Annotated in this window: 23 protein-coding genes and 1 tRNA gene; 10 read left to right on the top strand and 14 right to left on the bottom strand. The window is 63.4% G+C overall.

All coding sequences use genetic code 11. From position 1 onward, the window contains the following. Positions 1 to 101: 101 nt before the first annotated feature. Complete coding sequence (locus tag C6W88_RS14680; protein ID WP_108133001.1) at positions 102 to 926, bottom strand: AraC family transcriptional regulator; 825 nt, start codon at positions 924 to 926, stop codon at positions 102 to 104. A gap of 68 nt (positions 927 to 994) precedes the next feature. After that, positions 995 to 1,366: a hypothetical protein gene (locus tag C6W88_RS14675; protein WP_045994420.1), complete on the bottom strand. Its 372-nt coding sequence runs from the start codon at positions 1,364 to 1,366 to the stop codon at positions 995 to 997. 385 nt (positions 1,367 to 1,751) lie between these two features. On the opposite strand from C6W88_RS14675, the gene C6W88_RS14670 reads away from it, so the two are divergent. Continuing rightward, positions 1,752 to 2,675: a YeeE/YedE thiosulfate transporter family protein gene (locus C6W88_RS14670; RefSeq protein WP_108133000.1), complete on the top strand. Its 924-nt coding sequence runs from the start codon at positions 1,752 to 1,754 to the stop codon at positions 2,673 to 2,675. Positions 2,676 to 2,790: 115 nt separating this feature from the next. Here the strand turns inward: C6W88_RS14670 and C6W88_RS14665 are convergent, their stop codons facing one another. From C6W88_RS14665 to C6W88_RS14640, 6 genes are all read right to left on the bottom strand, one after another. Beyond that, entirely contained in the window at positions 2,791 to 3,198 is a 408-nt protein-coding gene (locus tag C6W88_RS14665; RefSeq protein ID WP_045994404.1) for a DUF1090 domain-containing protein, read from the bottom strand. 231 nt (positions 3,199 to 3,429) lie between these two features. Beyond that, a tRNA-Gly gene (locus C6W88_RS14660) sits at positions 3,430 to 3,503 on the bottom strand. Positions 3,504 to 3,667: 164 nt separating this feature from the next. Beyond that, positions 3,668 to 4,921: a methyl-accepting chemotaxis protein gene (locus C6W88_RS14655; protein WP_108132999.1), complete on the bottom strand. Its 1,254-nt coding sequence runs from the start codon at positions 4,919 to 4,921 to the stop codon at positions 3,668 to 3,670. 355 nt (positions 4,922 to 5,276) lie between these two features. Continuing rightward, positions 5,277 to 5,621, bottom strand: coding sequence for a branched-chain amino acid transport AzlD family protein (locus C6W88_RS14650; RefSeq protein ID WP_108132998.1), 345 nt, complete (start codon positions 5,619 to 5,621; stop codon positions 5,277 to 5,279). Then, positions 5,618 to 6,343 (bottom strand): AzlC family ABC transporter permease, encoded by a 726-nt coding sequence (locus C6W88_RS14645; RefSeq protein WP_108132997.1) that lies wholly within the window; start codon positions 6,341 to 6,343, stop codon positions 5,618 to 5,620. Before C6W88_RS14645 ends, C6W88_RS14650 begins: the two co-directional genes overlap by 4 nt. Further along, positions 6,340 to 6,906, bottom strand: coding sequence for a helix-turn-helix domain-containing protein (locus C6W88_RS14640; protein WP_108132996.1), 567 nt, complete (start codon positions 6,904 to 6,906; stop codon positions 6,340 to 6,342). Before C6W88_RS14640 ends, C6W88_RS14645 begins: the two co-directional genes overlap by 4 nt. 116 nt (positions 6,907 to 7,022) lie before the next feature. Between C6W88_RS14640 and C6W88_RS14635 the strand changes: the two genes are divergently transcribed. Further along, positions 7,023 to 7,697: a metallophosphoesterase gene (locus C6W88_RS14635; RefSeq protein WP_108132995.1), complete on the top strand. Its 675-nt coding sequence runs from the start codon at positions 7,023 to 7,025 to the stop codon at positions 7,695 to 7,697. Between the two features lie 545 nt (positions 7,698 to 8,242). Here C6W88_RS14635 and C6W88_RS14630 read toward each other — a convergent pair. Both C6W88_RS14630 and C6W88_RS14625 read right to left on the bottom strand, forming a co-directional pair. After that, complete coding sequence (locus tag C6W88_RS14630) at positions 8,243 to 8,665, bottom strand: CBS domain-containing protein (RefSeq protein ID WP_045994411.1); 423 nt, start codon at positions 8,663 to 8,665, stop codon at positions 8,243 to 8,245. A 50-nt stretch (positions 8,666 to 8,715) separates the two neighbouring features. Beyond that, the gene (locus C6W88_RS14625; protein ID WP_108132994.1) at positions 8,716 to 10,182 is read right to left on the bottom strand and encodes a dihydrolipoyl dehydrogenase; all 1,467 of its coding nucleotides are present in this window, start codon (positions 10,180 to 10,182) and stop codon (positions 8,716 to 8,718) included. Positions 10,183 to 10,376: 194 nt separating this feature from the next. On the opposite strand from C6W88_RS14625, the gene C6W88_RS14620 reads away from it, so the two are divergent. From C6W88_RS14620 to C6W88_RS14585, 8 genes are all read left to right on the top strand, one after another. Next, positions 10,377 to 11,003, top strand: coding sequence for a YqaE/Pmp3 family membrane protein (locus C6W88_RS14620; protein WP_108132993.1), 627 nt, complete (start codon positions 10,377 to 10,379; stop codon positions 11,001 to 11,003). Between the two features lie 90 nt (positions 11,004 to 11,093). Then, on the top strand, positions 11,094 to 11,963 hold the full coding sequence (locus C6W88_RS14615) for a DMT family transporter (RefSeq protein ID WP_108132992.1): 870 nt from the start codon (positions 11,094 to 11,096) through the stop codon (positions 11,961 to 11,963). Positions 11,964 to 12,084: 121 nt separating this feature from the next. Continuing rightward, complete coding sequence (locus tag C6W88_RS14610; protein ID WP_108132991.1) at positions 12,085 to 12,966, top strand: NAD(+) kinase; 882 nt, start codon at positions 12,085 to 12,087, stop codon at positions 12,964 to 12,966. A gap of 13 nt (positions 12,967 to 12,979) precedes the next feature. Next, positions 12,980 to 13,966, top strand: coding sequence for a metallophosphoesterase (locus C6W88_RS14605; protein ID WP_108133024.1), 987 nt, complete (start codon positions 12,980 to 12,982; stop codon positions 13,964 to 13,966). A gap of 271 nt (positions 13,967 to 14,237) precedes the next feature. Further along, positions 14,238 to 15,083 carry a rhomboid family intramembrane serine protease gene (locus C6W88_RS14600; RefSeq protein WP_045994416.1) on the top strand — a complete coding sequence of 282 codons (846 nt, stop codon included), beginning with the start codon at positions 14,238 to 14,240 and terminating at the stop codon, positions 15,081 to 15,083. A 9-nt stretch (positions 15,084 to 15,092) separates the two neighbouring features. Then, complete coding sequence (locus tag C6W88_RS14595) at positions 15,093 to 15,389, top strand: YeaC family protein (RefSeq protein ID WP_045994422.1); 297 nt, start codon at positions 15,093 to 15,095, stop codon at positions 15,387 to 15,389. Continuing rightward, on the top strand, positions 15,373 to 16,209 hold the full coding sequence (locus C6W88_RS14590) for a DUF2797 domain-containing protein (RefSeq protein ID WP_375038064.1): 837 nt from the start codon (positions 15,373 to 15,375) through the stop codon (positions 16,207 to 16,209). Before C6W88_RS14595 ends, C6W88_RS14590 begins: the two co-directional genes overlap by 17 nt. 51 nt (positions 16,210 to 16,260) lie before the next feature. Next, on the top strand, positions 16,261 to 16,941 hold the full coding sequence (locus C6W88_RS14585) for a glutathione S-transferase family protein (protein ID WP_108132989.1): 681 nt from the start codon (positions 16,261 to 16,263) through the stop codon (positions 16,939 to 16,941). A 118-nt stretch (positions 16,942 to 17,059) separates the two neighbouring features. Here C6W88_RS14585 and C6W88_RS21670 read toward each other — a convergent pair whose 3' ends face one another. From C6W88_RS21670 to C6W88_RS14565, 4 genes are all read right to left on the bottom strand, one after another. Further along, a complete protein-coding gene (locus C6W88_RS21670) occupies positions 17,060 to 17,518 on the bottom strand; it encodes a hypothetical protein (protein WP_197037127.1) in 459 nt (152 codons plus the stop codon). 14 nt (positions 17,519 to 17,532) lie between these two features. Beyond that, positions 17,533 to 18,849, bottom strand: a complete 1,317-nt coding sequence (locus C6W88_RS14575) for a sulfite oxidase (RefSeq protein WP_108132988.1) — start codon at positions 18,847 to 18,849, stop codon at positions 17,533 to 17,535. A gap of 191 nt (positions 18,850 to 19,040) precedes the next feature. Beyond that, positions 19,041 to 20,174: a PA0069 family radical SAM protein gene (locus C6W88_RS14570; RefSeq protein ID WP_108132987.1), complete on the bottom strand. Its 1,134-nt coding sequence runs from the start codon at positions 20,172 to 20,174 to the stop codon at positions 19,041 to 19,043. Positions 20,175 to 20,353: 179 nt separating this feature from the next. Beyond that, on the bottom strand, positions 20,354 to 21,922 hold the full coding sequence (locus C6W88_RS14565) for an arylsulfatase (RefSeq protein ID WP_083970615.1): 1,569 nt from the start codon (positions 21,920 to 21,922) through the stop codon (positions 20,354 to 20,356). Positions 21,923 to 22,513: the final 591 nt, after the last annotated feature.

Here is a 22,513-nt window from a genome sequence, read left to right as displayed (position 1 = left end):
TCCGGGCATGTTGGCAAGACTAGGTTGCATGCCTCTTCCATGCTTGCCAAATGCACCGAAGGATTTGGCAAATCCACGGGCGTTATCGACTAACCCTAGCTTTAATGTGCCGATTTGGCAGTCAGATGGTGGAGATTCGGTGACGAAATCTCGCTGACATGACGTCGGGTCTGGCTGGGGGGATGGCCATAGTGCTTGCGGTAGGCGCGGGACAGGGCGCTCTGATGGGCGAAGCCGGTGAGGGCGGCGATTTCCGACAACGGCAGGCGACTGCGCATCAACAGCTGACGTGATGCCTCCAGGCGTCGACGCATCACGTATTGCCAGGGTGACATGCCCGTCTGGGCGCGGAAGCGTTCGGTAAAGTGGGTTTCGCTGAGGCAGGCAAAGGCTGCCAGGTCGGCGACCTTGAAGCGGCGCGCCAGGTGATCGTCGATGTAGCGATCGAGCGCGCGCAGGTCGATGCGCCGGTGGTGCATCTCGCCGGTTTCATCGCCGGCCAGACGCGCATGCAACGAGCCCAGCAGGGTGGTCGCCAGGCGCTCCTGATGCAGGGCAGGGACGGGGCCCTCGAGCGCCAACTGGTTCATTTCGGCCACCACGAAACCCAGGAACTGTTTCAGAGGTGCGTCCAGGGTGAAGAAACGTGGCGCGTCGAACAGCCTGGCCAGTTCATGATGATGGCCGGTGAGCGCCAGGGCGTCATCGGGAAGGTCGAGGATCAGTTGGCGGTTGTTGCCGGTGCCGGCGTAGTAGTGGAGGTGGTTGGCGGGCACGATGCAGCCGCAGAATGCCTCGATGGTGCCGCCAAGGCCTTCGATGTCGAAGTCGGCGCGCCCGGCCAGGGCGATCACGATCTGATGGTAGTCGTGGGAGTGATGCCGGGTCGCGGTGTCCAGAGGGATCTGCCTGATGGCGCTGCTCATCGGGGGGCTCCCGCAGGCGGTAACGAGGACGTCATCATACCCGATGGGTACAGGATTCTCACTGACTGTCAGTCCCCCCTGGGCTGCTCCCTGAGGCGGATACGAGCGGCCAGGTGGTCGCGCAGTGCACGCAGGTCCTCCTGTCCGGCGCTGTCCAGCAGGGCCTTGCCCCGGGTCACCCGGCCAAAGCGCCCGTGTTCATCGACCAGGCTGCGAGCGCGGCGTCGGACGCCGTCCAGGTACTCGTCGTGGCGGATCGGATAAAGGATGACGGCATTCCATTCATCTTCGCCAACTGTGCTGTCGAGAGCACGGTCGAACAGGTCAAGCAGGTGCTGTGGCTCGGTGCGGTATCGTGGCGTGCCGGACAGCATCAACACCGCGAGCACCGCGACGAAGACGACCAGACAGACGACGAACACGAGCAGAAACAAGGACAAGGTCATGGCACGGTAGATCGCTTGAAACGGGAAAGGACGGCTGATCGCAAGGCTCTCACATCCAGCCGCACATGTCGCGGGTCCCGATCTGCGTTGACGCTGGTGTGGTGGCAGGGGCGTTCATTGCATATTGTTACATTATGGATGGATGTGAGGCCGCACGACCTCGAGATCGTCGTCGGGGTGACGGCCTGTCCGGCCATCCGCCGCGACACCAGCTCTGACCCCCGTTCTGAACAGACAGGAATGCAGAGAGGAATGCCGAAAGTAGAGGCACACCGGGCAATAGCATGGCGTGCCGGCCAGTATCGCACCATCGCCGGCCATGATCGTCAGATAGTGTTCCGCCCTTGTATTTCCGGAACCGTGTAAACGAGGAGATGTGATGGCTCTGTTGGTCTCCCTGCTGCTGGCTGTCGCGCTGGGGTGGCTCGCCCAGCGTACCGGTCTTTGCATGGTGCGTGCGGTTCAGGGGATACGCATGTGGCGGCCGGGTCTGTTGCTGACCATCGTCGGCTGCGGCGTCTGGTTCTGGCTTGCCAGCCCCCTGTTCATCCATTTCCCTCTTGGCGAGGTGCTCAGACGTCACGCGATCGGGTGGCCCTTCGCCGTCGGTGGGCTGCTGTTTGGCCTGGCCGCGGCGGTCAATCATGGCTGTTCGATCTCGACCCTTTCCGCCCTGGCGCGGGGGCAGTGGCACATGCTCGCCACCATTCTGGGCTGGGTTCTGGGGTGGTGGATGCTGTATCTGGGCGCCCCTGATATCTCCTACACCCGTCTGACGACGACCTTCACGCCGGCTTGGTGGCTGGTACTGAGTATCGTCGCAGTCTCGCTGCTGGCGATCTGGCGGCTGTCGCCGGCTCACCGCCGTATCTACGCGGGTGTCATGGTGTTCGGCGCGGTAGGCGGTCTGTTGGGCGTGCTGGAACCACTGTGGTCACCGAGCCAGTTGATTCGAGACGTCACCGAGCGGCCGCTGGCGATGGACATGGCCGTCGCCTGGCCTAGCCTCGGACGCGTCCTGATCAGCGTCGCGATCCTGGCGGGAATGCTGGTAGCGGCGCGAGCCCACTTCCGACCGGGCGAGTATCAGGGGTCCCTGGGGCGCTGGGTGAAGCATCTGCTGGCCGGAATCGTGATGGGCATCGGCGCCTCGCTTGCGCTGGGTGGCAACGATCTGCAGTTATTGATCGCGCTGCCGGCCGGCTCGCCGGGAGCGGTCGTCGCCCTGGCCTGCATGATCGCCGGCATCTGGATAGGGCTCGCCGTCGAGGAGCGCTGGGAGCGACGCCAGGACCGGGACTAGGCGCGGCCAATGGCGGTCGGCAAGCATCCCGACAGCCGATTGTCAGACTGGCGGTGCTACCAGCGCTTGACGCTCTGCGGCTGGCACTGTCCCTCGAATGTCAGCCGTACAAGGTTCAGCTGGCCGACGGCAGCAGCACCTTGAGCGCGGCGATGCGAGCGTTGAGCACCTCGATGGCGACCTCGAGAGCCTCGCGTTTACGCGTTATCTGGCCGATATCACCTTCGTCGAAGGCCTCGTTCAACTCCTGCTGGCGCTGTTCCACCATCTGCTGACCCTCACGTACGCGTGACTCGGCCTGGCTGAGCACGTCTTCGCTGGTGCAGCCGCTTCGGACACCATCCAGGGCGAGTTCCAGTTCATTCACCCGTGCGGTGTCCTCGGCATGACGAGCGAAGGCGAGGTCATGCTCGAGTGCCTGCGCGCGCTGATCGCAGCTATCCCTCGAACCATCGGCCATGGCAAGTGTGCTCAGCAGCAGCCAGACAGGCGTCAGCAGCAGGGTGTGGCGATAAAAAGGCATACGGCGTCCCCACGACTTTATGATTGTGGCGCCAGCCTAGCGTGCGAAAACCGAGCTTGAACAGGGGCCCATCGAAGGGGGGGCGTAGTCTTTAAGTATGAGGCCGATTCAGCGGTAGCGGCATGAATGGCGACATGCCGGGGCCCGCAGTACCCGGGACGCTGAACAGGCAAGGCCAAAGCACGAGACAGTGCTCGAAAACGACGCCTGATCGCAGGATGGGGGGAGGTCTGGAGCGGGTGAAGGGAATCGAACCCTCGTCTTAAGCTTGGGAAGCTTCTGCTCTACCATTGAGCTACACCCGCAAGGCGTTTTTGATAGTAATCTCCGTTGGTTACGCCTTGCAAGCAAAAGGCTCGCGCGGCGTGATTTTCGTCAACCGGACGAGCCCGGAGCCACGCCGCAGTCATCTGGCTTGTGGTGGCGACAATGACTGCGGTGCGGTAGTGGTGCCCATCACACGCCACGATCAGAGCTTGCGAATCGCCGCCGAGACGTTGTGGGCGCCGTCCAGGATCTCGCGTATCACCAGTTGCGCCTCGCCGACCCGTTGCTGGCTGAGGTCACTGCGGGTGGCCACCTCGGTGATTTTCTGGTTGGCCAGTCGAATGCGTTGGTTGTTGTCGTTGAGCACCTGGGTGATCTGCTCGGCGGCGCGGGTGGAGCCCTGGGACAGTTCGCGAACCTCCTGGGCCACCACCGCAAAGCCGCGGCCATGCTCGCCGGCACGCGCCGCTTCGACCGCCGCATTCAGCGCCAGCAGGTTGGTCTGCTGGGCGATCCGCGAGATGGAGTCGGTTATGTTGTTGATCGCTCGCGTCTGCTCCTCCAGGGCGGCCACGATGGCTTGGGTCGCCTTGATCTCGTCGGCGGCCTGGCGCGACGACTCGACAGCCTCTTCGAGCTGGACCAGACCATTGTCGGCGATGGTCTCGGTCTGCTCCGCGGTGACTCGGGCGGACTCCACGGCACTGCGAGCGGCATCTTCGGCCTCGACAGAGCGGGTGATGTCGGTGGCAAACTTGACGACGCGTGTCACCCGGCCGGTTTCGTCGATCACCGGGTTGTAGGTGGCCTCGAGCCAGACGGTGCGCCCACTGGCGGTTATGCGTCTGAAGCGTCCCTGCTTGAAGGTGTTGGCGGCCAGTTCCTGCCAGAAGTCGGGGTGATCTCGATAGAAGGTGTCGTCGCAGAACATCCTGTGATGCCGTCCAAGGATGTCGTCGAGACGATAGCCCATGGTGGTCAGGAAGTTGCCGTTGGCACGCAGTATTTCGCCTTCCGGTGTGAATTCGATCACCGCCATGGACGCGTCGAGGGCGCTGAGCACAGCATCCTGACCGGACGCCGCAAGGCGATCGTCGGTGACGTCATTGGCAATCTTGAGAATGTAGTGAATCTTGCCTCGAGCGGAGCGCACAGGAAGGTAGGTCGCCTCCAGCCATAACGGATTGCCATTGGCGTCGATGCGGCGAAAGGTGCCGGTTTTCGACTGGCCGTCCGCCAGCCCCCGCCAGAATGCCTCGTAGGCGGGGTCCTGATGCACCTCTGGCGGGCAGAACATGCGGTGGTGCTGGCCGCGTATCTGATCGAGCCGATAGCCGACGGTGGCAAGAAAGGCATCACTGGCTTCGCGGATGGTGCCGTCGGGACGAAAGACAATACAGGCGGTGTGGCTATTCAGTGCGCGATACAGGGCGCTTATTCTTCTGGCCGATACCATCAAGTTACCTCGGGAGTGGAAGGTGCTGGGAGCAAGGTCGAAGCAGGTTCTTGTTTTTTCTTTTTAAAATGCCTTTTCCATCCTGGAGCCGGCACTGGAGCCGAACGAGTATCGGCCGATATCGCGCGAGCTTTAGTATCTTGCGCGCATAAATGAGGGAGAGCGCCTGGCCGCGCAGGAAAAGCCTGCGGGTCAAACGATGGAACACGGCGAGTTGGGGGCAGGAAGGCAGCGGCCCGCCACCATTCGGTGCGGGCCTGACGGAAATAGGCACAGGGAAAGGAAAAGGCAAGACCGCTTGGGTTGCGGACAGCAATACCCGGTAGGCCTTTTCGGGTCAGCGTCGACTTGAGTGTCAGAGCGAACCGGCCAATACCAGCGTCAGTCCGTAGGCGGCCACGCCGGCAGCGACCGGCCAGCCCAGCGATCGCGTTCGATACCATACCGCCAGCGTCGCCAGTACCCCCACGCCAGTGGCGCTCCAGCTGGCGATGCTCGGCTGTGCCGGTACCAACGAGACGCCCAGCACGGCGGCGATCATCAAAGGCCCCAGCACCGACAGCCACTGCGGCATCGGTTCGACGCTGTCTTCCGTCTGGCGCTCGGCGAGACGACGGCGCATCCATATCAGGGGCGCCATTCTCATCAGCAGGGTGCCCAGGGTGGTCGCTACCACCGCCATCCACAGCATAGTGGTCATGATCGACTCCTTGTGACCGGTGAACGTTTGACCATAAAGAAGCAAAGTGCGCCGCACAGAGCCGCCAGGGGGATGCCGGCATTGGCCACCCCCAGCACCGCCAGCAGGGCGCCTGCGGCGATGGTCACCAGGGTCGCCAGGCCCCAGCGGAAGCTGGACAGGCGAGGCACCACCAACACGAGAAACAGGGCAGGCAGGGCAAAGGGCATCACCTCTCCCAGCAGCGGCCAGCGTTCCACCACCCATTCGCCCCCCAGTGCACCCACGGCGGTACCGGCGATCCAGGCCAGCCAGGCCAGCAGGGCGGCGCCGGTGTACCAGCCAAGCCGAGCCGCCTCCGGCAGTTGCGGCAGACGCGTCAGCGCCAGGGCGAAGACCTGGTCGGTCAGGCCGTGCATCAGTGCAGGCCACCAGCGGCTCGTGGTCATCGAGGCGGCAAGGTTCGGGGCGTAGACCACGTGACGAACATTGATCAACAGGGTCATGGCGACCACCAGCCACAGAGGGGCGCCACCTGCCACCATGCCGACGAACACGAACTGGGAGGCGCCAGCATAGATCAGGGTAGAGATGGCGACGGCTTCCCAGGCACTGAAGCCCGCCTGGACGGCGACCAGGCCAAAGGAGATGGCGATGGGGATATAGCCGCCGAGCAGCGGGATCGCCTCGCGGACGCCGGTCACCCAGGGGCTGGCACGCAAAGGAGTCGTCGTGGTGGTCATCGAGAGGTTTCCGGTGGATGGTAGACGATGGTCAGGATGGCGGAAGTGGCCTCGTTGTCGGACGCGTAGAGGTGTGGACGATCCGCCGCGAAGGTGACGCTCTGGCCCGGGCCCAGGGTGTGGCTCTCGTGCTCGGGGCCGGTGGTCAACCGGCCGGAGATCACCGTGACGGTCTCGTGCACGCCAGCGGGGTGGGCTTCGCTGAGCCGATAGACGTCAGGGTCCAGGCGCATCCAGTAGACGTCGACGGCCGGTTGGCTATCGCCCTGATCGATCAACTGGACCTGCACGCCCTGGTCATCCAGCGCCGTGGTCACTGGCTTTATCAGGGTGCCGAAAGGCACCTCGAGACAGCTCGCCAGGCGCCACAGGGTGTCCAGGGTAGGGTTGCCGTTGCCCTGCTCCAGCCGAGACAGATTCGACTTGGCGACACCGGCGTCGCTGGCCAGGCGGGATAGCGACCAGCCACGCAATTGGCGCAGATGCTGAAGATGCCGGCCGAGTGCTTCGGCATGCAGCGTGTCGTCGCTTGAGAAGCTAGCTTGGGAGAAGGGCTCGATCATGAGGTTACTGTTCGGTTGAGCTGTTGTTCCATTTATCGAACGTTCTGTAAAAGGAACATAGGACGAATGTTGCGATGGCGTCAAGCCTGAGTTTGCACTGAGGCGGGAGAAGACTCATGCGCTGTACCCGTCATGGACCAAACCGCAAGGGGCGTGATTACGTCGTCGGTGACGTGCACGGCCAGTACGCCCAGTTGATGGAAGCGCTGGAGAGGGTCGACTTCGATGTCGCCCGGGACCGGCTGTTCTGCGTCGGTGACCTGGTCGACAGGGGAGAGGCATCGCTCGCCTGTCTGGCGCTGGCGCTCGAGCCCTGGTGCTTTGCGGTGATGGGCAATCACGAACAGATGGCGATCACCGCCCTGGCCGAAGGCGGAGGAATGGCCTGGGATCTGTGGCAGCGCAATGGCGGCAACTGGGTCTTTCTCGATGGTGTCGAGGAGGCCCGTAGCACCATGAACGCCGCCCGCCCGCATCTTCCGCTGGCTCGGGAAATCTGTGCGGGACAGCGTCGCCTGGGCGTGGTGCACGCCGATCCACCCGACGACTGGGGCCAGATCGAGCAGACCCCGGCCGAGCACCTGCTATGGTCGCGGCGTAGATTCCGACGTGACAGCGGCGGCAGCCTGGACTCGACCCGCGTCGAGGGCGTCGATGCGGTGGTGGTGGGGCACACCATCGTCGAGGCACCGCTGTGGCTTGGCAATGTTCTGCATCTGGATACCGGTGCCTGTGCCGGCGGGCGCCTCACCCTGGCCGCTGTCGACGACATCCTTGATGCCATTCCCTGATCGACCTGGCCGGCGGTGCCCATTGATAGCCGTCGCGTAGTGGCAGCGTCGAGCTCTTGCCACAGACCTTGGAACCGACGCAGAACGCTGTGGTCAGTAGGGCGCTTCTCTCACCGCTGTGCACCGCCGGGCCCAGGGGAGGAAAAAAAATTTTCGATGAAAGGAGAACTTTTCTGGTGACGACTGTCATATGTGGTACAGACAGCATGCGCGATGGCAGTCGTTAGCAGTGTTGATCTGGTTTGCTAAATCGATCGTTGCGCCTCATGGCTTCCATGGGGCGTTTTTTTTGCTTTGGCAAAGGCGCTCTCCCTCTCTTCCCTATCCTGTGGGCCGAGGCATATCAGACATGCTCCATGAACGCCCTTACGGTTTGCACAAGCGCCAGGGGCATCTGGAGGATCGGGGAGGCCGATGCACGGCGGTGTGCCAGGCGATGGAGCCAGGCAGTGGTGTCAGCGTTGGCGCTACCGACAGCACGCACACCGCCGGCATCGTGATGCCGGCGGTGTGCGTCTACAGAAGGTGCTACGCAACAGGAGGGGTCAGGCGCTTCGTTGATGGCGTCGCATGGTGAGCACGGCGGTAAGCACGTCGCGGCGGGTGACGATACCCACCAGTCGGCCCTGTTCGGTGACGGGATACACCTTGGGTTTTGCTCCCAGCATTTCCTGGGCCAGGTCGACGATGCTCTTGGTGGGAGACACCGACAGCACCTCGTTACGCATCATTTCATGGACCAGCGGTGCCTCGTGATCCAGATAGAGGCTCTCGATCACCTTGCCCAGCACGTCCTGCTCGGAGATGAAGCCGATCAGGTGATCGCCGTTGTCCACCACCGGGGCCCCTGGCAATCGGTGCAGAGCGAGACCTTCCGCCAGGGTGGAAATGGAGGTCTTGCCGCTGACGCGGTAGCAGTCCTTGGACATGATGTCCCGGACGATCGATGGAGGTGCCTTGTGTGGCATAACCGCTCTCCTTTGAAGCGGCCCGGCGCCATGCGTCGGGCCCTTGACCGTCAAGCGCCTGGACCGCACTCCAGGCAGCGTTCGGTGATCGCCGGACCCCTGCGCAGATTCACGTTGAGGTCCCTCAGTGCTGTTCTCAGGCCTTCTTCGACCACCGGGTGGTAGAAGGGCATTTCCAGCAGGCGATCCACGGTCAATCGTTGGTCGATGGACCAGGCCAACAGGTGGCCCAGGTGTTCCGCCCTTGGGCCGAACATTTCCGCGCCGAGAAGAATTCCCGAGCCGTGCTCTGCGTAAAGCCTCAGCATGCCTCGGTTCTGCCGCATCACCGTGGACCGTCCCTGATCCTCGAACGAGACCTCGCCGATGGCCACGTTGGTCAGTTGTTCATCCCGACGCTTGAGTTCAGCGTAGCCTACTCCAGCGCTTGCCATCTGCGGATCGGTAAACACCACCGCCAACGGAGTACGCCTGCGACCGGCGCGAATATCCGGGTAGCGTCCGGCGTTTTCGCCTGCGATGCGTCCCTCGTCGGACGCCTCGTGCAGCAGGGGAAGATCCTGGTTGGCATCACCGGCGATAAAGATCGGTGCGGGCGAACCGTCATCGAAGCGACACTGCATGGTCAGCCGGTCGAATACCGGCACACCGCGGTCGTTGAGTTCCAGCCCGGTCTTCGGCAGGTCCAGCTTGTCCACGTTGGGCCGGCGTCCGGTGGCCGCCAGCAGGTAGTCGAAACGCTCGGTCTTCTCGGTGTTGCTGTCGCGACAGTGGAAGGTCACCACCACCTGATCGCCGTCCCGGTCGACCTTCTTGACGGTGGCGTCGGGGTCCAGCGGAAACCCTGTGTTGAATTCCTTGTCGGCGAGGGCCTTGAGATCGGGGTCGCCGAGAGGACCGATGGCGCCGCCGACGCCGAACATGCGCACTCGCACGCCCAGGTGGTGCAGCGCCTGACCGAGTTCGAGGCCGATGACGCCGGGCCCGAATACCACCACCGACTCGGGCAGGTCATCCCATTCGAACAGGTCGTCGTTGATGATCAGGCGATCCCCGGCGGCATTGAGAAAGTCGGGCCAGGAGGGGCGGGAGCCGGTGGCGATGACGATGCGCTTGGCCTTGATACGCGTATGGTCGCCCACCACCAGGGTGTTGGCGTCTTCGAAGCGAGCGGCACCGACGATGCGGTCGTCTTCCTCGATGCGGGCCATCGAACTCAGTACGCTGCCGACGAAACGATCCCGCTCCCGCTGGAGGCGTTCCATGACTGCGGGGCCGTCGACGCTGACGCCGCTGACCTTGACCCCGAAGCCCTCGGAGTCACGTGCCTGCTGGGCCACGTCGGCGGCGGAAATCAGCAGCTTGGACGGCATGCAGCCGACCCGTGCGCAGGTGGTGCCGTAGGCGCCGGATTCGATCAGCACCAGCTTGTCGGTATGTTGTCGCGCCGCGTGCCAGGCACCAAGGCCGGCGCTTCCTGCTCCGATAATGGCGATCTCGACCTGTCTTTCCTGCATGATGTCTCTCCTGGGAGCTGAACATGGCGCTGTGGGGAACCCGTGGGGGTGACCTCTATCAAAACAGTAGGACAGTTGAGGCGGGTTTCTCTATCAATCAGGCGTTGCTGTTACATCAAAGCCTGTATTGGCACACTGAAATGGGCCATCGGAGATACCGGTGGCGTCATTCGACCCTGGAGGTAAGTTCTCTGATGGACGCGCGAGAGTATCTGGCCCGCAAGGGGCTCGACGGTGAGCGAGACAAGGAAAGGCCCAACACCCTCGAGGAAAAGGCCTGGGACCGAGCGCGGGAGTCCCACGACCATCGTCCCAGGGCCGGGACACCCCATGACTGGGAAGACTGGGAGCGTTACCACGATGTCCTGGCCGAAGGCGCGGAAAGCCTGGAGCAGAAGATTGACGCCGAGGCCCATCGCCAGGCCCAGGAGCAGGCAGCGCGTGACGCGCAGCCGCAGCGTGCGCAGGCTGGGGCGATGGATAACACTGCAAATAGCCCTGCGCATAGCCCGGCAGATAGCCCGGCGGTGGAGCACTTCACCCCACCGCCTGCGCCCGAGCAGAAGGAAGGCACCGATGCGCATGCGTCCAGAACCAGTGACGAGACCGTGACATCCTCGCCCCAGGTGGCGTCGGCGTTGATGGCGTCGCCAGCGGCCCGGCTCGCCTTGATGGTGCTGGTGCTGCTGATGCCCCCGCTGGCGGTGGCGGTAGCCGAAGGTGGTTCGCGCCGGATCGCGATTGCGTTCCTGCTGACCCTGCTGGGCTGGCTGCCTGGGGTGGCGTACGGGGCCTGGTGGTTGAAGCAGGTCAATCATTGAGGCGAGCAGGGCTCAGAGGGGGCAAGCGTTGGGCCGGAGAGGGTGTTCGCGTATACTGCCGTAAACCTTTTTGACTAGTGGGAGTTTACGGTGGGCTATCTGGTGGTGGTCACCGCCCTGTGGGCGTTCTCGTTTTCGCTGATTGGCGTCTATCTGGCCGGTCAGGTGGACAGCTATTTCGCGGTGATGATGCGGGTGGGGCTGGCGGCGCTGGTGTTCCTGCCGTTGTTGAAGCCCGGCCTGCTCGATCTGCGCCACAAGCTCGCGCTGATGGCACTTGGTGCCGTCCAGCTTGGCATCATGTACATCTTCTTCTACCAGTCCTTCGTGCTCCTGTCGGTGCCGGAAGTGCTGCTGTTCACCATCTTCACGCCGCTGTACATCGCCCTTCTGGATGACCTGGCGTTTGGTCGTTTCACGCCCTTCCATCTGGTCACTGCAGGGCTTGCGGTGATCGGCGCGGCGGTCATTCGCTACAAGGGTGTCAACGACGACTTCTGGCTGGGATTCCTGGTGGTGCAGGGGGCCAATCTCTGCTTTGCCATGGGGCAGGTCGGCTATCGGCGCCTGTCGGCGGCACTGCCCCCCTCGTTGCCTCGCCACCATGTATTCGCCTGGTTCTACCTGGGTGCGGCCTGCATCGCGCTGCCGGCCTTCGCGCTGTTGGGAAGCACCTCGGGGCTGCCGACGACACCCCTGCAGTGGGGGGTGCTGCTGTGGCTGGGACTGGTCGCCTCGGGGCTCGGCTACTTCCTGTGGAACCTGGGCGCCGTGCGGGTGGATGCCGGCGCCCTGGCGATCATGAACAACATGCTGATTCCTGCTGGCCTTGCGGTGAACCTGGTGATCTGGAACCGCGAGGCTGATCTGGTTCGTCTGGCCATGGGAGGCGCCATCATCGCCGGTTCGCTGTGGCTCAACGCCTGGTGGCAGCGGCGTCACAGGACGGCGCCGGTCTAATTCATCGTCAGTCTGGGTGATCATCGATCTGGGCCATGCGTTGGCCTGAGGCGCCGGGCGCGGTTTGCTCCGCCAGGCCCCCCTCGCCATAATGAGCGGTCGCCAAGGGAAGGATGCGTGGATGCAATCGTTCAAGAACATCGGACTGATCGGGCGCCTGGGCAGCGCCAAGGTGGTCGAGACCCTCAAGCGGCTGATTCGTTTTCTGGATGACGCCGGCTACCACGTGATCGTGGAAGACCGTACCGCCTCGGCGTTGCTGGAACGTGGCCACGCCGAGGCCAGTCGCCGCATGCTCGGCGAACTATGTGATCTGGTGATCGTGGTCGGGGGCGACGGCAGCCTGCTGGGCGCGGCCCGCACCCTGTGTCGCAGCGGAACCCTGGTGCTGGGGGTCAATCGCGGACGGCTGGGCTTCTTGACCGATATCTCGCCGGATGAGCTCGAGGCCCGTGTCGGTGAGGTGCTGGCGGGACAGTACGAGGTCGAACAGCGCTTTCTGCTCGACGCCGAGCTCTACCGCGGGGATTCCCTGGTGGGCAGCGGCGATGCCCTCAATGAAGTGGTACTGCACCCGGGCAAGGCGGTGCGGATGATCGAGTTCGAACTGTTCATCGATGGCCAGTTCGTCTACAGCCAGCGCAGCGATGGCCTGATCATCGCCACGCCGACCGGTTCCACCGCCTACGCCATGTCCGGCGGTGGCCCTATCATGCATCCGAAGCTCGACGTGGTGACGCTGGTACCGATGTTCCCGCACACCCTGTCGAGCCGGCCCATCGTGATCGACGCCGGCTGCGAGATACGCTGTCATATCGGTGAGACCAACCAGACCTATCCCCACATCAGCTGTGACGGCCAGACCCGTGCCGTGGCCAAGCCCGATGATGTTCTGGTGATCCGGCGCAAGCCCCAGAACGTTCAACTGGTGCACCCTCTGGGTCACAACTTCTATGACGTCCTGCGCAGCAAGCTGGGCTGGAGCAACAGGCTGGGAGATTGACGTGAGCAGGCGACTGGACGGCTACGACCTGATCGGTGACGTTCATGGCTGCGGCGCCACCCTGGCGGCGCTGCTGGAACGGCTGGGGTATCACCTGCGCGGCGGTGTCTATCGTCACCCCCAGCGCAAGGCGATCTTCCTCGGGGACCTGATCGACCGTGGCCCGCGTATCCGCCTGGCGGTCTCCATCGCCAGACGCATGGTGGAAGAGGGCGAGGCCTATATCGTGCTGGGCAATCACGAGATCAATGCCCTGACGTACACCCAGAAGGCCCCGCCTGAGCACGGCAGGGAATGGCTACGCCCGCATACACCGCGTCACAACCGCATCATTCGTGAAACCCTCGAGCAGTACCATGACCACCCTCAGGAGTGGGATGATGCCCTGGCATGGTTTCGCCAGATCCCCCTGTGTCTCGAGATCGACGGCATCCGGGTGGTCCACGCCTGCTGGGACGACCGCCTGATCGAATCCTTCAGGCAGCTCCGGCCCGACGGCTGTCTGGACCACGACTTCCTGCTCCAGGCCTCGAGCCCGGGTACCGAAGAGTCGAGGATCCTCGAGCGCCTGACCCGCGGTGGTTCCATCGACCTGCCCGGGGACACGGTCATCCATTCCGGAGACGGTTTCACTCGACGAAGCTTTCGGACCCACTTCTGGGCACGAGACCCTCGCACCTGGGGGGACGTGGTGTTCCAGCCGGACAATCTACCGGGAGACCTCGAGGACCGGCCGTTGAGCGACAGCGAGCGGGCCAGCCTCAGCTACTATGGCCCCGACCAGCCTCCGCTGTTCATCGGCCACTATTGGTGCGAAGGCGTCCCGGCCTTGCCGGCACCGAATATTGCCTGTCTCGACTACAGCGCGGTGAAGTTCGGTCGACTGGTGGCCTATCGCTACAGCTTTGAATCCCGCCTCGACGCCAACCACTTTGTATGGGTGCCGGTGCCCAGGGACGTGCGTGCGAGGCCCTTGCCCCGAGAGATCGTCTTCGATTGATACAAAACGTTACATTAAAGTCTAGCACCCGACTGAACCCTTTATCAAAAGCGGCGTCTGAGTAGGTGTTCCCTTGAATGATCCCTTGCTCTTGTCCGGCGGCCCCCTCCGCCGGACTTTTTCTGTGTGGATGAAAAAGACATCCTGCCATGCCCGGCTTGCCGTCGGGCCTTTCGCCCATCTGCGCCGCGTGTGACCGCTGCCCCTACCGGCCAACGTCATTTCAGGCCATCATCTCTGGGCCGCCACCCTTTTTCGCGCTGGAGACGCCATGTTCCGGGTCATGCTGATCCCCCACGATATCGATACTCGCGAGCTGCGACAGGCGCTCTGGTCGCACCGCATCGGACACCGTATCACCGACGAGGACGACGGCCAGGTACTGTGGCTGATGGACCCGAAACAGCAGGACGCTCTGGCCGAGGTGATCACTCGCTGGCAGCGGGGAGAGGCGATACCCGCGCCGAGTGCCTCGAAGCCGAGACCGGCACGTCACTGGTGGCCGCTGCTGCGCCAGCATCCGGTCACCTTGTCGGTGCTCGGGCTGTGTCTGCTGGTGTTTGGTGCCATCGCTGTGTGGGGAGACATGGTGCTGGCGTGGCTGGCGATCGTGCCTGTGGGCATCCGTGGCGGGGCGCTGGCCGTCGGCAGTATCCCCGATGCGCTGGCGGCGGGGCAGGTATGGCGCCCGCTGTCGCCGATCTTTCTGCATTTCGGCTGGATGCACCTGATCTTCAACATGATGTGGTTGTGGTATTTCGGCCGTCAGGTGGAGACCCTGCATGGCCCATTGCGCATGCTGACGCTGGTGGTGGTGGCGGGGCTTGCCGGCAACCTGGCCCAGTACGCCACCGGCACGGTGCTGTTCGGTGGCATGTCGGGCGTCGACTTTGCGTTGCTTGGCTACGTCTGGTTGATGTCCCGTCGCGCGCCGGCCAGCGGCTTCTTCGTGCCGCAGATGCTGGTGCTGTTCATGCTCGGCTGGATGGTCTTCACCATGACCGACGTCGCCGGGCTGGTGGGCTTTGGCAATGTGGCCAACGAGGCGCACCTGGGCGGTCTGCTCGTGGGGCTGGTGCTGGGCTGGTATCATTCCCGCAAATCACGTCTTCACTAGAGCGATGCCATGAGCGACATGACCTTCGAGCGAATGATTTCCCAGATGACGCCGTCGATCTACCAGAGCCTCAAGCAGGCGGTGTCGCTGCGCAAGTGGCCGGACGGGCGAATGCTGACGGCCGAGCAGATCGAGCTGTGCATGGAAGCCGTGATGCGCTACGAGCACGACAACAATGTGCCCGAGGAGAGCCGCATCGGCTACCTGGAGCAACGCACCTGCGGCGCTGGGCCCGGTGGGCCATCGAGCAGTGCCGGGGTTTCCGAAGACATGGCGGGGCTCGCCCGGGATGCCAGTCGTGACTGAAGTACTTGCCCACGGATGTCTGTCCAAGATGGGGGTCGAACCCGACTCCCCCGCGCGTTACACCCTCAAGGCCGGCGAGAACCGTCTGCCGCTCAACGACTACCTGGGCCGCACCCTGCGTCTCGAGTGGAGCGGGGCGATCGCCTGTACCCACTGTGGGCGTGCGACCAGGAAGAGCTTCGGGCAAGGCCACTGCTATCCCTGCTTCAAGCGCCTGGCCCAGTGCGACAGCTGCATCATGAAGCCCGAGCTGTGCCACTTTTTCGAGGGGACCTGTCGCGAGCCCGAGTGGGGCGAGCGGTTCTGCTTCCAGCCTCACGTCGTCTACCTGTCCAACGCTTCCGGGCTCAAGGTCGGGATCACCCGCAATACGCAGATGCCGACGCGCTGGCTCGACCAGGGCGCGATCCAGGCGTTGCCGATCCTCGAGGTGGACAGTCGTCAGCAGTCTGGCTTCGTCGAGGTGCTGTTCAAGAACGAGGTGTCGGATCGCACCAACTGGCGGGCGATGCTCAAGGGGCAGGTCGAGGAACTGGATCTGGCCGCAGAGCGCGACCGTCTGCTGGAGAGGCTGTCGGCGGGGCTGGGCGATCTACGTGAGCGCTTCGGCGCCGATGCTATCCGTCCCCTGGACGGCAGCCCACGACGCTTCGACTACCCGGTACTGGAGTACCCCACCAAGGTCACGTCCCACAACCTCGACAAGAATCCGCGAGTCGAGGGCACGCTGATGGGAATCAAGGGCCAGTATCTGATCTTCGATACCGGAGTGATCAATCTTCGCAAGTACACCGGCTACGAGATGTCGCTGGCGGCTTGATCAACGTCACCGGCAGCGACAGGCGCTGTCAGCGACCCAGGGAGCGCTGTCATGTACGTGCTGCATATCGCCAATCGACAGACGTCGTCGTGGTCGCTGAGGGCCTGGCTGACCTTGCGCCAGCTCGAGATTCCCTTCGAGCTGGCCTTTCACCCCTTCGATGAGCAGGGCAACAGTCACGCCGACTTTCGTCGGTTTTCGCCCTCGGGGCGAGTGCCCTGTCTGCATCATGACGAACGGGTGGTGTGGGACTCGCTGGCCATCATCGAATACCTGGCCGAGCGTCATTCTGGGATCTGGCCTGAGCATGTGGACGCCAGATGCTGGGCCAGAAGTGCCTGTGCCGAGATGCATTCAGGTTTCAGCGCGCTCAGGCAGCAGTGTGCGATGCACTGCGCGCTGCGCGTACGCTTGAACGAAAAGACGCCCGAGCTGCTGGATGACCTGCATCGGCTGAACGAACTGTTTGAAGACGGCTTGACGCGCTTTGGTGGACCTTACCTGTGCGGCGAGCGGTTTACCGCCGCAGACGCCTTTTTCGCCCCCATCGCCTTCAGGATGCGAACCTACGACCTGCCCATGGGTGGCCCGTCTCGCGACTACCTCGAGCGACTCCTCGCCTTGCCCGCCATGCGCCAATGGCAAAGCGAGGCGGTTTGCGAGCCGTTCCGTGAGTTACCTCTCGAGGCGCAGATCCTCGCCAGCGGCACTGTACTCAAGGACTTGCGCTGAAGGATCTGCGCTGAAGGATCTGTGTTAGGGCATCTGACTATCTGTCAGAGCATACGGTGCCCGATTCCGCTGTCGCAGAACCGGGCCGATCAGCCGCCTTTCGACCGCGTCCGTTGTTTCAACCTTCTGCGCTGGTCTCGCTGGCCTGTGGTGCCGGCGGCATCAGATGCTTGGGCAGGTTCTGCCGCCTGGCATCGGTCCTCGGGCCGTAGTGGGTCGACAGGTAGTCGAGGATGGTGGCTTCCATTTCGGGATTGAACTGCCACAGGCCCTGAGTCTCCTGCATCCAGTCGATCAGGTAGGCCCAGTGCTCGCGTGACCCCCTGTTCTGGGTGACCAGGGCGGCGGAGTGGCAGACGGTGCAGTTGCCCTTGACCGTCTGCCAGCCCTCGGCCATCACGAACCCGCTGTCCGGATCGGTCTCGAGGGGGGCATCTGTGGCTTGCCCAGAGGCCTCGCCTGTCGATTGAGCCAGGCCAAAGGGGCTGAACAGCACTGCGCCGAGCAGCAGGCCGGTCATCAAGATCGGGCGGGCCGACGACCACGCCCTATGCCTTCTGGTGGTACGAATTCCCATGCCAGTCTCCTCCCTCAGCCGACCTGAACCGCGATGCGGTGACAGGCGTTGTTGAGGTAGCCCTTGGGGTTCCAGCCGGGCACCACCATGGGCTGGGACTGGCCGTTTTCGTCCACCGCCCGGGCCCACACCTCGTAATAGCCTGGCTCGGGGAACTCGACCTGGGTGGTAAAGCGCTGCCAGGCGAGGCGATTGGGTGCGTCGTTGAGGCTGGCCTTCTGCCAGGTGGCACCGAAGTCGATTGAGGTGTGTACCTCGGATACCGACAGATCCCCCGCCCAGGCGTGGCCGCGCACCTCCATCGGCTGGCCCTGGGCGTGCTCGATCCCTGATCGCGGGTAGGTGATCAGGGACTTCACCGGCATCGACTGGATGGTGACGAAGTCTTCCTTGGCCACCTCAGTGCCCGGTGCCACCGGGTTCGCCGGCACGCTGTAGGAGGGAGGCGCCATCTTGGCCCCATCGTGCTTCTGGTTGCGTACGGCGATCTGCTTGAGCCACTTGCCCGAGACCGAACCCGGCCAGCCGCCGCACACCAGGCGCAGCGGGTAGCCGTTCTGGTAGGGAATGTCCTCGCCGTTCATCGCCCAGGCGATCAGCGACTCGTCCTCCAGGGCCTTTTCCATCGGCACACCGCGAGAGATCGCTTCCTTGTCGGCGGCGCCGCTGGCATGGCGATCGGCGCCGTAGTAACCGATATAGACGGCGTCGTCGGCGATGCCACAGGCCTCCAGCACATCGCGAAGTCGTACCCCGGTAAAGGTCGGGCAGGCCACCGCACCTGTGGTCCACTGGTTGCCGCTGGCGGCGGGGACGTACTCGCTGCGACCATTGCCGCCGCACTCTACCTGAAGTTGGTAGGTGTGCTCGGAGAAGCGCTCCTTCAGCTCGGCGATGGTGAAGGTGGTGGGGTTCTGGCACGACTCGCCGGTGATTTCCAGCGTCCAGGTGGCGGGATCGATCTCGGCTCGCTCTGGGGGCAGGCCGTTGTTGCGCACGAACATGTAGCGCGCCGGGGTAATGTCATCGTCGAGCAGATGGGCCGGTGTCTCGGCGTTGATCGGACGGTCGTTGAGGACCCTCAGCCCCTCCTTGCCCTCGATCTCGAAGGCTTCGTCGCTCTGGGCCAGGGCTGCGGGTATCAGGCCTCCCGGCATGAAGCGTGCGAAGGGAATGCTGGCGCCGAGTACCGCGCTCATGGCCAGCAGGCTGGAGCCGGTGAGAAATCCGCGACGGCTGACGGGATCCACCTGCCGCCCCCACAGCTTGCGATCGGCGTCCACGGGATCCTTGGCGTAGAGGGCGTGCAGGCCCTTGGTCTGGCGGCGCATGCAGAACTCCTTATATTTTAATTGTAGGTCGTTATTCCAGAGGATCCTTGTAGCGTAGGTGGTGGCACCGGCGGCAGCCAGGGACAGTTGGAAGGCGGCAATGGGACCAGCGCTGGCGCATAGCGGCCTGGAGGCGGTGGCGTCTCGCGAGGCTTTATCCGAAACGTCGACGAGCGAAGGTTGGACAAGCCTCAGAATAGTGACCCCTGACGGTGGGGCGGCCTGAAGCTCTCGGTATCAAGCTCACTATCAGTTTCAAGACCGCTATCAAGGCCACTATCAAGGCGACTATCACTACGTCGTGACAGGCCCAGGCGACGGCAGGCCTTACGGAAGCGTTGGTCGAGCAGTTCGGCGAAGACGCCCTGGCCGCGCATGCGGTGGCCGAAGCGACTGTCGTAGTCCTGGCCGTTGCGACACTGGCGAATCAGGCTCATGACCTTGGCGGCGCGCTCAGGATAGTGGGCCTCGAGCCAGGCCTCGAACAGCGGCGCGACCTCTCGTGGCAGGCGCAGCAGCATCCAGCCGGCGGTGCTGGCGCCGGCGTCCCTGGCGGCCTGGAGCAGACGCTCGAGTTCATGGTCGGTAAGCCCGGGAATCACCGGCGAGACCAGGGTGCCCACCGGTACACCGGCATCGGCAAGCTCGCCGATGACCCTGAGTCGGGCCCGGGGTGAGGCGGTGCGCGGCTCCAGCTGACGCTTGAGTTCAGTGTCCAGGCTGGTGAGGCTGACCATCACCCGCACCAGGCGGCGGCTTGCCAGTTCGCTCAACAGGTCCTTGTCGCGCAGGATCAGCGCGCTCTTGGTCACCAGGGTGACCGGATGACGCCACTCCAGCAGCCGTTCGAGCAGTGCCCTGGTGGTTCGGTGTTCGGCCTCGATGGGCTGGTAGGCGTCGGTGTTGCCGGACAGGTTGATCGGACGGCAGACGTAGCCGGGCTTGCACAATTCCTCGGTGAGGCGTTCCACCAGGCCGGTGCGGGCGATCAGGCGGGTCTCGAAGTCGAGACCGGGTGACAGGTCCCAGTAGGCATGACTGGGCCGCGCGTAGCAGTAGATGCAGCCATGTTCGCAGCCACGGTAGGGGTTGATCGAGCGATCGAAGGGCAGGTCTGGCGAGCGGTTCCACGACAGCGCGCTCTTGGCGCTCTCGGTGGCGGTGACGGTGGCGATGCGATCAGGCGTTGCCTCTTGCCACCAGCCGTCGTCCACCTGTTCGCTACGGGTGAGAGCAAAACGATTGGCGGGATCATAGGTCGCGCCGCGGCCCTTCAAGGGGCCCGCAGCGCTTCTTTGCTGGCCGTCGTCGTGATAGTGATCCATGCCGGCAAGGCTAGTCGAATACTGTCTATATATCCAGCAATGTGATATCTCGAACGAACGCGGAGCAGAGCTAGGGGCTGAATAAGGAGATAAACGGGGGCTGAACAAGAGCTGAACGGGGAGCACAACGGCAAGAGGCCGCCCAAGGGCGGCCTCCTGTCGACTTGCCGGTGGAAGCGTTATTGCTTCGGCGTAAAGGAGCCGGCTTCCTGACGCTGGGGGTATTCCTCGAAGGTGGCCATGAAGTCCGCCACGATCTTGCCTACAGGGGAGAAGGCATACATGCGGCGCAGCTGCCAGTCGTCGTAGTAGGAAGAGTCTTCCGGGGCCATCTCGAACGGATCGGCACGCAGGTCGATCAACAGCGGTGCCTTGAGCTGCGTCTGCTGACGGCGCCAAGCGTCCATGCCCTCGTGCTCCTGGATGCTGAAGTGTGCCTTGTACTGGCCGAAGCGCACGGCACCCAGGGAACCATCATCGACGAAGGCGAAGAAGGTGTCGCGCGGCCACTCGCCGGCGTCCTCGGCGCCGGTCAGGTGGGGCAGCACGTTATAGCCATCGATGTGCACGTTGAATTCCTTGTCACCGGCGGTGTAGCCGTCAAGCAGCTGCTCCTTGATGTCCGGCTCGCCAGCGGCGGCGATCAGGGTCGGGAACATGTCCTCAAGCGAAAGGATCTCGTTGGACACCTGGCCCGGTTCGATCTGCCCCGGCCACCTCATCATGAACGGCACCCGAATGCCGCCTTCCCAGGTAGTGGCCTTCTCGCCACGGAAGGGCGAGGTGCCGCCATCCGGCCAGGTGAACTTCTCGGCGCCGTTGTCGGTGGTGTAGATGACGATGGTGTTCTCGTCGGCACCCAGTTCCTCGAGCTTGTCGAGCAGTTGGCCCACCAGGGCGTCGTGCTCGGTCATGCCATCGGCGTAGATGCCAAGTCCGGTGCGGCCTTCACTCTCTTCCTTGAGGTGGGTGAAGATGTGCATACGGGTGGTGTTGTACCACACGAACCAGGGGGTGTCGGAAGATTCCTGGCGCTCGATGAAGTCCTCGGCGGCGGTCAGGAATTCCTCGTCGATGGTCTCCATACGCTGTTTTGTCAGCGGGCCGGTGTCCTCGATCTGGCCATCCGCGGAAGAGCGAATGACACCACGGGGGCCGAACTGTTCACGGAAGCCAGGATCGGTGGGGTAGTCGGCGTTCTCCGGCTCTTCCTCGGCGTTCAGGTGGTAGAGGTTGCCGAAGAATTCGTCGAAGCCGTGGTTGGTCGGCAGGTACTCGTCGCGATCGCCGAGGTGGTTCTTGCCGAACTGGCCGGTAGCGTAGCCCATCGGCTTGAGGATCTCGGCGATGGTCGGATCTTCCGGCTGCAGGCCGAGCGGATCGCCGGGCATGCCGATCTTGAGAAGACCGGTACGCTTGGGTGACTGCCCGGTGATGAAGGCCGCGCGCCCAGCGGTGCAGCTCTGCTGGCCATAGGCGTCGGTGAAGCGGATGCCTTCTTCGGCGATGCTGTCGATGTTGGGCGTGGTGTAGCCCATCATGCCGCTGTTGTAGGCGCTGGTGTTAAACCAGCCGATGTCATCGCCCATGATGACCAGGATGTTGGGCTTGTCTGATGACGCCTCGGAGGAGGTTTCTTCTTCAGTCGCGGACGCTGGCTGAATGCTGGCTGCCAGGCCGACCGCAGCAATCGATGCCGCCACGATGCCCTTCCAGGGCGAAGGTATTGCCGACGAATACACTTTCATGATCGTTCCCTTAAATTAAATGATGTCATTGACATGGCATTGATACAGCGGAGTGATGTGTTGGCCTGCTCTCCTTGCTGGTCGACGTACGGCTTGCTGGTCAGGTCCTGACAGCCGGCGCATGAAGGCCGGCGGTATCGTTGTATTTCCTCCGATCCTCGCCCGCTGGGCTGGAACCAGGGGGAAGGAAGGCTGAGTCTGCTGGCTCAGCTAAAAGTGTGCCTTGATGGGCGTGCAAGACAGCATAGTAAACGATCATTGCTTGTGCATGACCAACTTCCTCGAGCCTGCCCAAAGGGCGGTCTCATTTGCTTTGCCATCGTCGACTCGACCGTCAGGGTGCCAGTGACCTCGCCCTCTGTGTCGTTGGTCATCGCCCTCTGTGTCATTGGTCGTGGCCCTTGGCACCTTCTCCCTTGGCTGAGTGTGAACCGCTGTTTCTGCCTGGACCCTCCCTCGGGTGGGGCGGACCTCTGAGGACACAAGAGGGAGCAAAAGCTTGCTCCACGACAAATAGGCCCCTCTCATGCCTGAATGTTTGTCCAGTAGTCTAAGGGCGGACACCTGGCGTAGCCGCACCGAGAGTCACCA

The sequence above is a fragment of the Halomonas litopenaei genome, assembly GCF_003045775.1.
Classification (GTDB): Bacteria; Pseudomonadota; Gammaproteobacteria; order Pseudomonadales; family Halomonadaceae; genus Halomonas; species Halomonas litopenaei.
This window is presented reverse-complemented; position numbering and strand designations above follow the sequence as displayed.

Bases quoted from the DNA above. Each gene is read 5' to 3' on its own strand.
- C6W88_RS14680 (WP_108133001.1), bottom strand. From the start codon at position 926: ATGAGCAGCGCCATCAGGCAGATCCCTCTGGACACCGCGACCCGGCAT.
- C6W88_RS14670 (WP_108133000.1), top strand. From the start codon at position 1,752: ATGGCTCTGTTGGTCTCCCTGCTGCTGGCTGTCGCGCTGGGGTGGCTC.
- C6W88_RS14665 (WP_045994404.1), bottom strand. From the start codon at position 3,198: ATGCCTTTTTATCGCCACACCCTGCTGCTGACGCCTGTCTGGCTGCTG.
- C6W88_RS14655 (WP_108132999.1), bottom strand. From the start codon at position 4,921: ATGGTATCGGCCAGAAGAATAAGCGCCCTGTATCGCGCACTGAATAGC.
- C6W88_RS14650 (WP_108132998.1), bottom strand. From the start codon at position 5,621: ATGACCACTATGCTGTGGATGGCGGTGGTAGCGACCACCCTGGGCACC.
- C6W88_RS14645 (WP_108132997.1), bottom strand. From the start codon at position 6,343: ATGACCACCACGACGACTCCTTTGCGTGCCAGCCCCTGGGTGACCGGC.
- C6W88_RS14640 (WP_108132996.1), bottom strand. From the start codon at position 6,906: ATGATCGAGCCCTTCTCCCAAGCTAGCTTCTCAAGCGACGACACGCTG.
- C6W88_RS14635 (WP_108132995.1), top strand. From the start codon at position 7,023: ATGCGCTGTACCCGTCATGGACCAAACCGCAAGGGGCGTGATTACGTC.
- C6W88_RS14630 (WP_045994411.1), bottom strand. From the start codon at position 8,665: ATGCCACACAAGGCACCTCCATCGATCGTCCGGGACATCATGTCCAAG.
- C6W88_RS14625 (WP_108132994.1), bottom strand. From the start codon at position 10,182: ATGCAGGAAAGACAGGTCGAGATCGCCATTATCGGAGCAGGAAGCGCC.
- C6W88_RS14620 (WP_108132993.1), top strand. From the start codon at position 10,377: ATGGACGCGCGAGAGTATCTGGCCCGCAAGGGGCTCGACGGTGAGCGA.
- C6W88_RS14610 (WP_108132991.1), top strand. From the start codon at position 12,085: ATGCAATCGTTCAAGAACATCGGACTGATCGGGCGCCTGGGCAGCGCC.
- C6W88_RS14600 (WP_045994416.1), top strand. From the start codon at position 14,238: ATGTTCCGGGTCATGCTGATCCCCCACGATATCGATACTCGCGAGCTG.
- C6W88_RS14595 (WP_045994422.1), top strand. From the start codon at position 15,093: ATGAGCGACATGACCTTCGAGCGAATGATTTCCCAGATGACGCCGTCG.
- C6W88_RS14590 (WP_375038064.1), top strand. From the start codon at position 15,373: ATGCCAGTCGTGACTGAAGTACTTGCCCACGGATGTCTGTCCAAGATG.
- C6W88_RS14585 (WP_108132989.1), top strand. From the start codon at position 16,261: ATGTACGTGCTGCATATCGCCAATCGACAGACGTCGTCGTGGTCGCTG.
- C6W88_RS21670 (WP_197037127.1), bottom strand. From the start codon at position 17,518: ATGGGAATTCGTACCACCAGAAGGCATAGGGCGTGGTCGTCGGCCCGC.
- C6W88_RS14575 (WP_108132988.1), bottom strand. From the start codon at position 18,849: ATGCGCCGCCAGACCAAGGGCCTGCACGCCCTCTACGCCAAGGATCCC.
- C6W88_RS14570 (WP_108132987.1), bottom strand. From the start codon at position 20,174: ATGGATCACTATCACGACGACGGCCAGCAAAGAAGCGCTGCGGGCCCC.
- C6W88_RS14565 (WP_083970615.1), bottom strand. From the start codon at position 21,922: ATGAAAGTGTATTCGTCGGCAATACCTTCGCCCTGGAAGGGCATCGTG.